Origin of the sequence: uncultured Jatrophihabitans sp. (genome assembly GCF_964252635.1) — a bacterium.
GTDB lineage: Bacteria > Actinomycetota > Actinomycetes > Mycobacteriales > Jatrophihabitantaceae > Jatrophihabitans.
In genome coordinates, this window is record NZ_CAXUNP010000002.1 from 135,686 (window position 1) to 149,348 (window position 13,663).

The following is a 13,663-nucleotide window of genomic DNA, read 5'->3' on the forward strand; positions in this document are numbered from 1 at the left end:
GCTCAGCTGCGGGCGTGGTCGGCGAGGTCGGCGACCAGGTCGTCGCCCGCCGCGAGCAGGTCGCGGCGGGTGTCGCGGTCGGTGGTCAGGGCGCGGAAGGCCTGCGTCACGGTGACGCCGTGCTGCGGGCGGTGGACGACGGTGACCTCGTCCCCGCCGCGGATCTCGCCGGGCACGTCCACCCGCAGGTAGGCCCCGGGGCGGGCGTCGAGCGTGAACGTCCGCAGCCAGCCCGACAGCTCCATCCACCCCCGGAAGGTGGCGCACGGCAACCGCGGCACGGTCACCACCAGCTCCACCGTGTCGCCGATCCGCCACCGCTCACCGAGGACCGCGGCGTTCACGTCCAGGCCCCGGGTCGTCAGGTTCTCGCCGAACGACCCGTCGGGCAGGTCGCGGTCGAGACGGGCCGCCCAGGCGTCGAGGTCCTCGCGCGCGAAGGCGTAGACGGCCTGGTCGCGGCCGCCGTGGTTCTCGACGTCGCCGATGAAGTCGCCGACCAGCCCGCTGCCGAGCCCGGTGGTCCGGGGCCCCGGGTCGCGGACCAGCACCGGCCCGTCGACAGGGTGTTTCGCGATGCCCGTGGACTCGGCGGCCTTGAACGGGTTGGGTCGCGGCGCCCCGATGTTCACCGAGCCCAGCCGCCCCGTGACCGTCGACGTGCCGTGCGTCATCAGCGGGCCGCCGCGCGCTTGTACTGCCGCACCGACAGCGGGACGAAGACCACGAGGATGCCGACCACCCAGCACAGCGTGTACAGGATCGGATGGTGCAGCGACCACGGGTCGGTGGGCAGCGGGGCGGTGCCGGTGTTGCCGAACAGCTGCCTCGCGGCCTGGGTCACCGTCGTCACCGGGTTCCAGTTGGCGATGACCCTGAGTACGGACGGGAAGTTCTTGGTCGGGACGAAGGTGTTGGCGATGAACGTCAACGGGAAGATGACGATGAACGAGGCGTTGTTGACGACCTCGGGGCTGGGCACCAGCAGGCCCACCAGCGCCATGATCCAGGACATCGCGTAGGCGAAGAGCAGGAGCAGGACGAACCCGCCGAGCGCCTCGCCGACCGACGTGCGGATGCGCCACCCGATGATCAGGCCGGTGAGCGACATGATCACCACGACGAGGACGTTGTTGAGCACGTCGCTGGTGGTGCGGCCGACCAGTACCGCCGAGCGGGACATCGGCAGCGAGCGGAACCGGTCGATGATGCCCTTCTGGATGTCGTCGGCCAGGCCGGCGCCGGTGACCGTGACCCCGAAGATGACCGTCTGCGCGAAGATGCCGGGGATCAGGTATTCGCGGTAGCCCACGCCCGGTGGGGCCTTGATGGCGCTGCCGAAGATGTAGCCGAACAGCAGGATGAACATGATGGGCGAGATCGTCGAGAACACGAGCAGGTCGGGCACCCGCTTGATCTTGATCAGGTTGCGCTTGGCCACCGTGGCGCCGTCGACCAGGGCCTTGCGCAGACCACCCGTCGAGGGGGGCGACCACGTACCGCCGGTGGGGGCGGTCTCGCTGCTCGCGACGTCGGTGCTCATGAGGTCGCTCCGGTCAGTTCGGGCTCGGGTTCGGGGTCGTCCTCGCTGCGGTGCCCGGTGAGGGTCAGGAAGACGTCGTCCAGGGTCGGGCGGCGCAGCGCGACGTCGTGCAGGGCGACGCCCGCGGTGTCGAGGTGCCGCAGCGCCTCGGTGAGCGTCGCGGCGCCGCCGCGGACCGGCGCGGTGAGGCGCCGGGTGTGCGGGTCGACGTCGACGGAGCCGCCCTCGGCCAGCCGGGCCAGCACCTCCTGGGCGGCCGGGATCTCCGACGCATCGGACACCACGACCTCGACGCGCTCGCCGCCGACCTGGGCCTTGAGCTCGTCGGCGGTGCCCTCGGCGATGGAGTTGCCGTGGTCGATGACCACGATGCGGTCGGCCAGGCGGTCGGCCTCCTCGAGGTACTGCGTGGTCAGCAGCACGGTGGTGCCGCCCGACACGAGCTCACGGATGACGTCCCACATGTCGTTGCGGCTGCGCGGGTCGAGGCCGGTGGTCGGCTCGTCCAGGAACAGCACCGGCGGCGAGGCCACCAGCGCGCCGGCGAGGTCGAGCCGGCGCCGCATGCCGCCGGAGTACGTCTTGGCCATCCGATCGCCGGAGTCGGCGAGCGTGAAGCGCTCGAGCAGTTCGCGGGCGCGGTCCTTCGAGCGGCGACGACCCAGCCCGTACAGGCGGCCGATCATGTCGAGGTTCTCGAAACCGGTCAGGTACTCGTCGACCGCGGCGTACTGGCCGGAGAGCCCGATGCGGGCGCGGACCTGCCCGGGGTGGGCGCGCACGTCGATGCCGGCGACCGTCGCCGTGCCCTCGTCGGGCTCGAGCAGCGTGGTGAGGACCCGGACGGCCGTGGTCTTGCCCGCGCCGTTGGGCCCGAGCAGGCCCAGCACGGTGCCCTCGGGGACGGCGAGGTCGAGGCCGTCGAGCGCGCGCAGCGAGCCGTAGACCTTCACGAGGCCGTGCGCCTCGATGACGTCGGTCATGGTGACCTTCCTGCGTGGGGGACGGCGGTGTCCCCGGGTGCCGCCAGCGTAGGGCGACCCACTGACGAGGGACGAACGGTTTCGGCGGCTCGCTACACGAGGTCGACGACGTCGGCGATCGAGTCCAGCACCCGGCCCGGTCGCCAGGGGAAGCGCTCGACGTCGCCGCGCTGGGTGGAGCCGGAGAGCACCAGGATGGTGTCGAGCCCCGCCTCGATGCCGGCCAGCACGTCGGTGTCCATGCGGTCGCCGACCATTATCGTGGACTCGGAGTGGGCCTCGATGCGGTTCAGCGCGCTGCGCAGCATCATCGGGTTGGGCTTGCCGACGAAGTACGGCTCTCGGCCCGTCGCCTTGGTGATCATGGCGGCCACCGAGCCGGTGGCCGGCAGCGGACCTTGCTCGGAGGGCCCGGTGACGTCGGGGTTGGTGGCGATGAACCGGGCGCCGCCCTCGATGAGGCGGATGGCTCGGGTGATGGCCTCGAAGGAGTACGTACGGGTCTCGCCGAGCACCACGAAATCGGGATTGCGGTCGGTGAGGATGTAGCCGACGTCGTGCAGGGCGGTGGTCAGCCCGGCCTCGCCGATGACGTGGGCCGTGCCGTGCGGCAGCTGGTCGGCCAGGAAGGTGGCGGTGGCCAGGGCCGAGGTCCAGATCGCGTCCTCGGGCACCTGCAGGCCGGACGTGGCCAGCCGGGCCGACAGGTCGCGGGGCGTGAAGATCGAGTTGTTGGTCAGCACCAGGAACTTGCGGCCGCGCTCCTCGAGCCGGGCCAGGAATTCGGCGGCACCCGGCACGGCATGCTCCTCGCGCACGAGGACGCCGTCCATGTCCGAGAGCCAGGACTCCGCCGCGCCACGCATGGCCCCAGTCTGCCCGGTCGGCCCCTTCCGCCCCAGGGCAGGCCGATCCACCCCCCCGGTCAGGTGATCACCTGCGGATCCGGGCGGCTGGTCGACCGCGAGACGTAGTCGATCAGCGCAGGATGCGCAGCAACAAGGCGGACCGGGCGGTCATGGTGACGGTCCCGTCCGCCTCGAGCCCGGCGGTGCCGGCGGGCTCGCCGCCGGGTCGGGTGGTGTCGACGACGGTCTCGTAGCCCTCGCTCCACGGGGGCCCGGGCAGCAGGAAGTCCCGGTCGTCGTCGCCCGAGTGCAGCAGTAGGAGGAACGACTCGTCGACGACCGGCTCGCCGCGCCGCGTGCGGTGCCGGAGCTGCCGCCCGTCCAGGTACATGCCGAGGGTGCGCAGCGAGCCGTCGAACCAGTCGCGGCTGGTCAGCTCGCGCCCGTCGGGGTGGAACCACGCCAGGTCCTTCGTGGCTCCGAGCCCGTCCGCGGACGGCACCTGCCGCCCCTCGAAGAACGCGCTCTGCCGCAGCACGGGATGGCGGCGCCGCAGGGTGAGCAGCCGGCGCACCAGGGCGAGCATGTCGCCGGACGGCTCGTCGACGGGGGAGTCGGCACCCGACCAGTCCAGCCAGCTGATCTCGTTGTCCTGGGCGTAGGCGTTGTTGTTGCCGCCCTGCGTGCGCCACAGCTCGTCGCCGGCGACCAGCATCGGCGCACCGGTCGACAGCAGCAGCGTCGTGAGCAGGTTTCGCGCCTGGCGGCGGCGCAGGGTCTGCACGGCGGCCGGCGCCGGATCGCCCTCAGCCCCTCCGTTGTAGGAGCGGTTGTCGTCGGTGCCGTCGCGGTTCTGCTCGCCGTTGGCCTCGTTGTGCTTACGTGCGTAGGACACCAGGTCGCGCATGGTGAAGCCGTCGTGCGCGGTGACGAAGTTGATCGAGGCGATGGGCAGCCGGCCGTCGTCGCCGTAGAGGTCGGACGATCCCGACAGCCGGTAGGCGAGATCGCGTACGCCGTCGGCGCCGTGGGCCCAGAACGAGCGGACGGTGTCGCGGTACTTGCCGTTCCACTCCGTCCACAGCGGCGGGAACTCGCCGACCTGGTAACCGCCGGCGCCGACGTCCCACGGCTCGGCGATGAGCTTGACCTGCGAGATCACCGGGTCCTGGTGGATCGTGTCGAAGAAGGAGGACAGCTTGTCGACGTCGTGCAACGAACGGGCCAGCGCGGACGCGAGGTCGAAGCGGAAGCCGTCGACGTGCATCTCGGTGATCCAGTACCGCAGCGAGTCGGTGATCAGCTGCAGCGGGAACGGTCGCCGCGGGTCGAAGGTGTTGCCGCACCCGGTGTAGTCGACGTAGCGCGACGGGTCGTCCTGCTCGGCGCGGTAGTAGGACCCGTTGTCGATGCCGCGGAAGGTCAGCACCGGCCCGTCCGTCCCGCCCTCGGCCGTGTGGTTGTAGACGACGTCGAGGATGACCTCGATCCCGGCCCGGTGCAGGGCGCGCACCATCGCCTTGAACTCGCGGGTCTGGTCGCCGGCGCGGGCCGCATAGGGCGCGTGCGGGGCGAAGAAGCCGAGCGAGTTGTAGCCCCAGTAGTTCGTGAGCCCGCGGCGCTGCAGGTGCGGTTCGGACACGAAGTGATGGACGGGCATCAGCTCGACCGCGGTGACGCCCAGCGAGCGCAGGTGCTCGATGACCGCCGGTTGGGCCAGCCCGGAGTAGGTGCCCCGCAGCTCCTCGGGCACGCCCGGGTGCAGCGCGGTGAAGCCCTTGACGTGCAGCTCGTAGATGACCGTGTCGTCCCACGGCACGTTCGGGCGGGTGTCGTCACCCCACGGGAACGCGTCCTGCGTGATGACCGACCGGGGCACGCAGGGCGCCGAGTCGGCGGCACTGCCCGGGTACACGCTGGGGTCGTCGGTGTAGGTGCCCTCTACGGAGCGCGCGTAGGGGTCGACGAGCAGCTTGGCCGGGTTGTGGAACAGCCCCCGGGCCGGCTCGAACTCGCCGTCGACCCGGAAGCCGTAGCGCTGGCCGGGGCCGACGCCGGGTACGTAGCCGTGCCAGACGTGGTAGGTCGAGTCGCCGAGCGGGATACGGGTCTCGGCGCCGTTGTCTTCGAACAGGCAGACGGTGACGCCGGTCGCGGTGGTGGACCACAGGGCGAAATTGGTGCCCTCGCCGTCCCAGTGGGCGCCGAGCGGGAAGGGGGTGCCCGGCCAGGCCGTCTCCAGCCGGGCGGCGAGTGCGGCGGTCAGTTGCTCGGGCAGCACCGTCGCGACTGTAGTGGACCCGCACCGGGCCGGCGGAGGTGGTTTCCCAGGATGTTCATGGGAACAACTCAGTAGAAGCTGGGCCGGCGGGGTAATCCTTGAACCATGACGACGAACGACCCGTACGAGACCCCGCGTCCGTACCCCGGTCCGGCGAGTGATCCGTCCGCCGAGGCACCCCAGCAGCAGGCCCCTGAGGCGCACCGGACGCCCGAGGCGCCCGAGGCGCCCGAGACGCCGGAGGAGCAGGCGTACACGCCGCCGCCGGCGACCCAGTGGCCCGCGCCCGTGCAGTACTACCCGGGTACCGGTTCCTCCGCCGGGTCGTTCGGCCAGGGTCAGTACGGCCAGGGTCAGTACGGCCAGGGTCAGTACGGCCAGGGCCAGTACGGCACGTCGGGCTACGGCCAGTACGGACAGAGCCAGTACGGCCAGGGCCAGTACGGCCAGGGCCAGTACGGCACGTCGGGCTACGGCCAGTACGGACAGGGCCAGTACGGCCAGGGCCAGTACGGCACGTCGGGCTACGGCCAGTACGGGCAGGGCCAGTTCGGTCCGCAGGGATTCGGGGGTCAGCCGCCGTACGGCTACGGCTACCCGGCGACTGGCACCCAGCCCGGCCGTCCTCGCCGCCGCGCCGGGCTGCTCGCGGGCCTGGCCGCGCTGGTCGTGGCGGCCGCGCTGGTCCTCACCGGCGTCGGCTTCGCGAGCGGGTCCTCGACGACGTCGGGCAGCGGGTCGGCGTTGCAGCTGCCGCAGGCCCAGGCGCCGGGTGGCTCGAGCGGGTCCAGCGGGTCCAGCGGTGGCAACGGCGGCTCGCTGCCCAACGGCGGGTCCAACACCGGCGGATCGAAGACCACCGCCACCGCCACCCAGCAAAAGGGCATCGTCACCATCGTCTCGGTGCTGCGCTACCAGAACGCCCAGAGCGCCGGCACCGGCATGATTCTCAGCCCCGACGGCGAGATCCTCACCAACAACCACGTCGTCAACGGCGCCACCAGCATCACGGTCACCGTCGAGAGCACGGGCAAGTCCTACCGCGCCGACGTGGTGGGCACCGCGCCCACGAAGGACGTCGCAGTCATCAAGCTGCGCGACGCCTCCGGGCTGCAGACCGCCAAGCTGGCCAGCAGCTCCCAGAGCGTGAAGGTGGGCGACGCCGTCGTCGGCGTGGGCAACGCCGGCGGCACCGGCACCCTGACCGCTGCCAGCGGCAAGGTCATCGGGCTGAACAAGACGATCACCGCGACGGACGAGTCCGGCGCCGACGCCGAGCGGTTGAACAACCTCATCGAGGTGGACGCGCCAATCATCTCCGGCGACTCCGGCGGTCCTCTGTACGACGCGAAGGGTGAGGTCGTCGGCATCGATACAGCCGCCTCCACGGGGCGCCAGAGCGACACGGCCAAGACCGCCTACGCGATCCGCATCGACACCGCGCTCGGCGTGGCCCGGCAGATCGAGACCGGCGTGCAGACCACCACGATCCACATCGGGCTGCCTGCCTTCGTCGGGTTCTCGCTGCAGGACCAGAACGGTGCGGTGGTCGTCCCGCTGCCGCAGGTCGGCAACACGATCTTCCCTGGGTCGCCGGCGGCCAAGGCCGGTATCACCCCCGGCTCCACCATCACCAAGGTCGGTGGCACGTCGGTGACCTCGTCCGCACAGGTCAAGAAGATCCTGTCGGCCAAGGAGCCGGGCGACCGCGAGTCGATCTCGTGGACCGACAGCAGCGGCGCCGCGCACACCGCGACCGTCACGCTGACCACGGGTCCCGCGGACTGACGCCCACCACGGTTGCGCTTGGATGGGTGCGTGGCATCCCGACCGAATCCCGACGCCGTCGTGCAGCTGGTCGACGTCACGGTCCGGCGGGGTGCCAAGACCCTGCTCGGGCCGGTCGACTGGACCGTCGAGGAGGACGAGCGCTGGGCCGTCCTCGGGCCCAACGGTGCGGGCAAGACCACGCTGTTGCAGATCGCCTCGGCCGCCCTGCACCCGACGTCGGGCCAGGCCTACGTGCTGGGCGAGCAGCTGGGCCGGGTGGACGTCTTCGAGCTGCGACCGCGGATCGGGTTCGCGTCCGCGGCGCTGGCCGAACGCATCCCAGGCGGTGAGCGCGTCGGCGACGTCGTCGTCAGCGCCGGCTACTCGGTGCTCGGACGGTGGCGCGAGATCTACTCCGAGGACGACCTCGGCCGCGCGGGCGACCTGCTCGGCCGGCTCGGGATGGCCGGGTTCGAGCAGCGCACGTACGGGACGCTGAGCCAGGGCGAGAAGGCCCGCGTGCAGATCGCACGGGCGTTGATGACCGATCCGGAACTGCTGCTGCTCGACGAGCCGGCGGCGGGCATGGACCTGGGCGGTCGCGAGGACCTGCTGCGGCGGCTGTCCCGGCTCGCCGACGACCCGTACGCGCCCGCGTCGGTGCTCGTCACCCACCACGTCGAGGAACTGCCGCCCGGCATCAGCCACGTGCTGCTGCTGCGCGACGCGCAGGTGGTGGCTGCCGGTCTGGCGCGCGACGTGCTCACCGCCGACCTGCTGAGCGAGACCTTCGGGCTGGCCCTGGATGTGCAGCGCAGCGGCGGACGGTGGTTCGCCCGCGCACGGTGAGCCGCCGCGGCGACCCGTAGGCTCGCCGCGGACATGTCACGGGTGGCGAGGAGGCAGGCGATGGCTGATCTGGTGCGCGTCGAGGCGGGGGACGACGCCGAGATCCCGGCCGGGGTGGCGACGATCCGGCTCGACCGCCCGCCGATGAACGCCATCAACACCGACCTGCAGGAGCAGCTGCGCGCAGCGGCGGCGCAGGTCTCGGACGACCCGTCGATCCGCGCCGTCGTCCTGTACGGCGGCGAGAAGGTGTTCGCGGCCGGCGCCGACGTCAAGGAGTTCGCCGGCCAGGACCACGCGTACATGCTCCAGGACGCGCACCGCCTCACGTCCGCCCTGGACGCGCTGGCGCGCATCCCGAAACCGGTCGTCGCGGCGGTCACGGGCTACGCGCTCGGCGGCGGCTGCGAGCTCGCGCTGACGGCCGACTTCCGGGTCAGTGCGGAGGACGCCCGGTGGGGCCAGCCCGAGATGCTGCTCGGCATCATCCCGGGGGCCGGCGGCACGCAGCGCCTGCCGCGCCTGATCGGCCCGGCCAAGGCCAAGGACCTCATCTACACCGGGCGTTTCGTCGCCGCCGACGAGGCGCTCGAGCTCGGCCTGGTGGACGTCGTCGTCGCCAAGGAAGAGGTCTACCCGACGGCGCTCGCCATGGCTGCCAAGTTCGCCAAGGGCCCGCGGCACGCGCTGGCCGCCGCGAAGGCGGCGATCGACGGCGGCCTCGACACCGATCTGGCGACCGGCCTACGTCTCGAGTCGCACCTGTTCGCCTCGCTGTTCGCCACCGAGGACCGCACGATCGGCATGCAGTCCTTCCTGGAGAGCGGGCCGGGCAAGGCGCAGTTCACGTGAGCCGGCCGTCCCGGCGCGTGCGCTGACGTGCCGTCCTTCGTCCTGTTCGACCTCGACGGCACGCTGTCGGACTCCGCGCCGGGCATCCTCGCGTCGCTGCGCCACGCATTCGCCGAGTGCGGCGTGCCGCCGCTGGACCCCGACACGGAACGCTCGCTGCTCGGCCCGCCGTTCTACACCTCGCTGCCGCCGTACCTGCCCGACGGCGTCGAGCTGTGGGACGTCATCGACTCCTACCGCGCCTACTACCGGGCCGGCGCCATGTACGACACGGCGGCCTATCCCGGCGTCGCCGAGGTCGTCGCGGCCGTCCGCGACGCGGGAGTGACGATGGCGGTCGCGACCAGCAAGCCGGAGGCCCAGGCCGTCCCGATCGTCGAACGGCTAGGGATGGCCGAGTACTTCACCACCGTCGGTGGTGACCTCGACGACGGTTCGCGGGGCACCAAGGCGTTGGTGGTGCAGGAGGTGCTGCGCCGCCTCGGCGACCCCGCGCCGGACACGGTGGTCATGGTCGGCGACCGCGAGCACGACGTGCTGGGCGCGCGCGCCCACGGTGTCGCGACGATCGGTGCCGGGTGGGGCTACGGCACGCCGGGGGAGCTGACGGCTGCGGGCGCGCGTGTCGTGTGCGCCGCACCGGGCGACCTGCCCGCCGCCCTCGGCCTGCCCGGCCCGGCGCCTCGTTAGGCTTCGGGCGTGCAACCGGCCCCACCGCATCCCGGCCCGTCCGCGCCGGTGCGCACCGCCGGCAGCCGCCTGGGCCTGATCGGGGCGGCGCTGGTCGTGATCGGGCTGGTGCTGTGCCTGGCCTACCGGTACACCGCACCCGGCGAACCGCACTCCTACGCCGCGGGGGCGGTGGCGCCCTACGAGGTGTCGGTCACCCAGGGCCACCTGTACCACGTGGCCGTGCACCGTGGCGTCGACGCCGAGGCCGACCGGGGTCGCACGTCGTCGTCGCTGACCTGCACCTACTCGGTGCAGCCCGGGGTCGATCGCGCGCTGCCGGTCACGGCCGAGTCGGACTCGACCAAGGCCACCAACGTGATCGCCACCTTCCAGGCTCCGGTGACGGGCAGCGTGCACATCGCCTGCGCACCGTTCGGCAGCGTGTTCGTCGACGACGCCGACAACGCCCCGGGCGACCGGGCGGGTCTCTACCTGCTGCTCGGCATCATCGCGCTGGGCCTGGGTGTCCCGCTGCTGCTGTCGGGGGTGCGCAGCGCGTTCCGCGCACGTGAGGACAGCGCGTTCCGCGCACGTGAGGACAGCGCGTTCCGCGCACGTGAGGACAGCGCGTTCGACGACGGCGCACCGGACGCACAGGACACATGACGACGATCGGGCTGGTAGGCGCCGGCGCCATGGGCAGCGCGCTGGGCGCCAACTGGATCGCCGGCGGCGCCGAGGTGCGCACCTGCGTCAGCGGCCGCAGCACTCGCACCCGGGCGCTGGTCGCCGCCGCCGGTGTCCAGGCGGTGGACACCCTGCACGAGGTCGTCACCTGCGACCTCGTCGTATCGGTCGTGCCGCCCGGCGCGGCCCTGGCCGCGGCCGGGGAGATCGCGGACGCCGCCCGGGCCGCGGGGGCGACCCCGCTCGTGGCCGACCTGAACGCGATCAGTCCCGAGACGCTGCACGCGGTCGCCGCCACGCTCGCCGACGCCGGGCTGCCGGTGGTCGACGGCTCCATCTCCGGCGGCCCGCCCACCGCCGGTGACCACACCCGCGTATACGCGTGCGGCGCCCGCGCCGACGAGGTCGACGGCCCGTGGCTCGACCTGGTCCGGCTGCCCGGACCGATCGGGCGGGCGTCGGCGCTGAAGATGTGCACCGCCTCGATGTACAAGGGCAGCACCGCGCTCGTCCTGCAGGCCATGGTCACGGCACGCCGTCACGGGGTGCTGGCCGAGTTCCTCGACGACACCGCCCGCGAGTGGCCGCGCGACGTCCCGGGCTGGCCCCACGACGTGGCCGTCGCCGCCACCAAGGCGGACCGGTTCGTGGCGGAGATGCACGAGATCGCCGCCACCCAGCGCGAGGCCGGCCTGGCGCCGCAGCTGTTCGACGGCGTGGCCGCCGTCTACGCCCGTGCGACGCGCACGCCGCTCGGCGGGACGGCGCCCGAGGACCTCGACCGCGACGCCACCACCGAGCAGATCCTGGACAAGGTGACCGCGCGGAGCTGCGTGGGCCCGGCGGCCGCGTTGTTCGACTTCTCGGGCACGTTGTTCCACATCGAGTCGGCGCAGGAGTCGCTGCTGCGTGCGTTGGGCGCCGACTACCTGCACCTCGCACCGGCCATGGAACGCTTCGGCGGCATCAACGGCAGCAGCACGCCGCAGGAGCTGCCGGACGAGCTGGCCGGGGTCTGGGCGGAGCGCGACCTGTCGGCCCGGGCGCACCACGACGCCTACTCCGGGTTGTCGCGCTACGCCGGTCTCGACCACGACGAGGCCGAGACGTTGTACCGCCACGGCACGTCGGCCGAGGCGTGGCACCCGTTCCCGGACACGATCGCGGTCCTGCGCCGGTTGCACGCCCGCGGCGTTCCCGTCGCGGTGATCAGCAACATCGGCTGGGACCCGCGGCCCGTCCTCGCCCGGTACGGCGTCGACCAGGACCTCGACGCGCTCGTGCTGTCCTACGAGGTCGGGGTCGAGAAGCCGGACCCCGAGATCTTCCGGCTGGCGTGCGCCGCGCTCCAGGTCGACCCCGCCGACGCGGTGATGGTCGGCGACAACCCGGAGGCGGACGGGGCGTCGACCGTGCTCGGCATCCCCTTCGTCCAGGTCGCGGCCCATCCCGGCGTCCGCCGACCTGACGAGCTGACCGCAGCCGTCGCGGCGCTGCTGCGCTGACCGCGCCGTGCTCCTCGTCGCCCACCGCACCCCGCCCACGGCACAGGGCTGCCGGGAGCTCGCCGACCTCGGGGTCACCGTGTTCGAGACCGACGTGCAGGTGCGCGTCCGTGGCGACACCGTCTACGTGTCGCACTACCTGCCCGTCCGGTTCACCGGCCGGGCAGTGCAGCGCGACAACGGCCGGTTCCGGCTGGGCTACGGGCCCCCGTACGACGCCACCCTCTCCGCCACCCTGGCGCGCATCCCCGACCACTGCTCGGTGCTGCTCGACCCGAAACCGCGCGACACGACGACCCAGCTCCGCCTGGCCGCGGCGCTCGCGGACCAGCTCGCCGACCGGGCGCGGTTCGTCGTCAGCACCGACCGTGACGCCGAGTTACGGGCCTACGCCGAGGCCGGGTTCACGACCTGGCGCACCGTGAAGGACGCCGCCGCGCTGCGGGACGTGCTGCGCGGTCCGGAACTGCCGCAGGTGGGCGTGTCCGTGCGGCACACCGTGCTCGACCCCCCCGCGGTCGCCGCCCTGCACGAGCGGGTCGCCACCGTGGTGGCGTGGACGGTGAACGACGTCGCGCGGGCCCGCACCCTTCGCGACATGGGGGTGGACGGCATCACCACCGACCGCCGGGACGTCCTGGAGCAGGTGCGCCCAGCTGAGTGATTCCCCGCTCCGTAACGCCAATGGCCCGGAAAACGCACCACGGGTCGATAGGGTGTGGGGCATGGCAGCACCCGGGGTACGCACGGCCACACGCTGGTGGAGCGTGTACCGCCTGCCCCGCTGGTTGCGCGAGGTCGTCCTGGTCGGCGCCATCTACGGCGCCTACGAGCTCAGCCGCGGGCTGCAGAACGGCGCGGTCGCCGTCGCCACGCGCAACGGGCGCGACATCCTGCACTGGGAGCGCGCGCTCGACCTCGCCCCCGAGAAGCTGCTCACCCACGCGCTCATCAGCGTGACCCCGCTGGCCGTGGCTGCCGCGTACTTCTACTCGACGATGCACTACATCATCACGCCGGTCGTGCTGATCTGGATGTACCGCTGCCACGCCAAGCAGTACCGCACCGCCCGTACGGCGCTGGCCTTCAGCACCATCCTCGGCCTGGTCGTCTTCTACCTCGTGCCCACCGCCCCGCCGCGACTGCTCAGGAACGCGGGCATCCCGGACGCCCTGTTCGACGTCCGACACTGGGGCTGGTGGGGTGGCGAGGGCAGCGTCCCGCGCGGTCTCGGCGGTCTGACCAACCAGTTCGCCGCCATGCCGTCACTGCACGTGGGCTGGGCGCTGTGGTGCGGCTTCCTGCTCGCCCGGTACGCCTCGCGCCGCTACGTCAAGGTGCTGGGCGTGCTGTACCCGCTGGCCACGACGTTCGTGGTGCTCGCTACCGGTAACCACTACCTGCTCGACGCGGTCGCCGGCGCGGTGGTCATGGCTCTCGGGGCCGGGCTGGCCCTCGTCGCGAAGAGCGCCCTGACCCGGTTCCGCGCGCGGCGCGCGGCGCGTCCCGCCGACCGCCCTGTGGCCGCGTCGTCCCAGGCCGACCGGGCCCGCACCGATACCAACCACCCCGGCCCGGCCCGGCTGCACGCCGACCGGATCGTGGACGCCGACCGTTCTGCACCAGGCGCGGCGTGGGACGACTCGCAGCACGCCGCCGCGGCCCGGCACTGA

General features: G+C 72.4%; 13 protein-coding genes. 8 read left to right on the forward strand and 5 right to left on the reverse strand.

Features of this window, described 5'->3' with window-relative positions:
* Positions 1 to 2 precede the first annotated feature (2 nt).
* From ACFFCA_RS01620 to glgX, 5 genes are all read right to left on the reverse strand, one after another.
* Entirely contained in the window at positions 3 to 674 is a 672-nt protein-coding gene (locus tag ACFFCA_RS01620; RefSeq protein WP_375481171.1) for an MOSC domain-containing protein, read from the reverse strand.
* Positions 674 to 1,543, reverse strand: coding sequence for an ABC transporter permease (locus tag ACFFCA_RS01625; protein ID WP_375481172.1), 870 nt, complete (start codon positions 1,541 to 1,543; stop codon positions 674 to 676). The genes ACFFCA_RS01620 and ACFFCA_RS01625 overlap by 1 nt, the downstream gene beginning before the upstream one ends.
* Entirely contained in the window at positions 1,540 to 2,526 is a 987-nt protein-coding gene (locus tag ACFFCA_RS01630) for an ATP-binding cassette domain-containing protein (RefSeq protein ID WP_375481173.1), read from the reverse strand. Before ACFFCA_RS01630 ends, ACFFCA_RS01625 begins: the two co-directional genes overlap by 4 nt.
* A gap of 92 nt (positions 2,527 to 2,618) precedes the next feature.
* On the reverse strand, positions 2,619 to 3,392 hold the full coding sequence (locus tag ACFFCA_RS01635) for an HAD-IIA family hydrolase (protein ID WP_375481174.1): 774 nt from the start codon (positions 3,390 to 3,392) through the stop codon (positions 2,619 to 2,621).
* 112 nt (positions 3,393 to 3,504) lie between these two features.
* Positions 3,505 to 5,655 (reverse strand): glycogen debranching protein GlgX, encoded by a 2,151-nt coding sequence (glgX, locus tag ACFFCA_RS01640; protein ID WP_375481175.1) that lies wholly within the window; start codon positions 5,653 to 5,655, stop codon positions 3,505 to 3,507.
* Positions 5,656 to 5,760: 105 nt separating this feature from the next.
* Between glgX and ACFFCA_RS01645 the strand changes: the two genes are divergently transcribed.
* From ACFFCA_RS01645 to ACFFCA_RS01680, 8 genes are all read left to right on the forward strand, one after another.
* Entirely contained in the window at positions 5,761 to 7,443 is a 1,683-nt protein-coding gene (locus ACFFCA_RS01645; RefSeq protein ID WP_375481176.1) for a trypsin-like peptidase domain-containing protein, read from the forward strand.
* A gap of 30 nt (positions 7,444 to 7,473) precedes the next feature.
* Complete coding sequence (locus ACFFCA_RS01650) at positions 7,474 to 8,274, forward strand: ABC transporter ATP-binding protein (RefSeq protein ID WP_375481177.1); 801 nt, start codon at positions 7,474 to 7,476, stop codon at positions 8,272 to 8,274.
* A 60-nt stretch (positions 8,275 to 8,334) separates the two neighbouring features.
* Positions 8,335 to 9,126 carry an enoyl-CoA hydratase/isomerase family protein gene (locus ACFFCA_RS01655; protein WP_375481178.1) on the forward strand — a complete coding sequence of 264 codons (792 nt, stop codon included), beginning with the start codon at positions 8,335 to 8,337 and terminating at the stop codon, positions 9,124 to 9,126.
* Between the two features lie 27 nt (positions 9,127 to 9,153).
* Positions 9,154 to 9,816, forward strand: a complete 663-nt coding sequence (locus ACFFCA_RS01660) for an HAD hydrolase-like protein (RefSeq protein ID WP_375481179.1) — start codon at positions 9,154 to 9,156, stop codon at positions 9,814 to 9,816.
* 9 nt (positions 9,817 to 9,825) lie between these two features.
* Complete coding sequence (locus tag ACFFCA_RS01665) at positions 9,826 to 10,464, forward strand: hypothetical protein (RefSeq protein ID WP_375481180.1); 639 nt, start codon at positions 9,826 to 9,828, stop codon at positions 10,462 to 10,464.
* Positions 10,461 to 11,990 (forward strand): HAD-IA family hydrolase, encoded by a 1,530-nt coding sequence (locus ACFFCA_RS01670; protein ID WP_375481181.1) that lies wholly within the window; start codon positions 10,461 to 10,463, stop codon positions 11,988 to 11,990. The genes ACFFCA_RS01665 and ACFFCA_RS01670 overlap by 4 nt, the downstream gene beginning before the upstream one ends.
* Positions 11,991 to 11,997: 7 nt before the next feature.
* Positions 11,998 to 12,654: a glycerophosphodiester phosphodiesterase gene (locus ACFFCA_RS01675; protein ID WP_375481182.1), complete on the forward strand. Its 657-nt coding sequence runs from the start codon at positions 11,998 to 12,000 to the stop codon at positions 12,652 to 12,654.
* A 61-nt stretch (positions 12,655 to 12,715) separates the two neighbouring features.
* Positions 12,716 to 13,663 carry a phosphatase PAP2 family protein gene (locus ACFFCA_RS01680; protein ID WP_375481183.1) on the forward strand — a complete coding sequence of 316 codons (948 nt, stop codon included), beginning with the start codon at positions 12,716 to 12,718 and terminating at the stop codon, positions 13,661 to 13,663.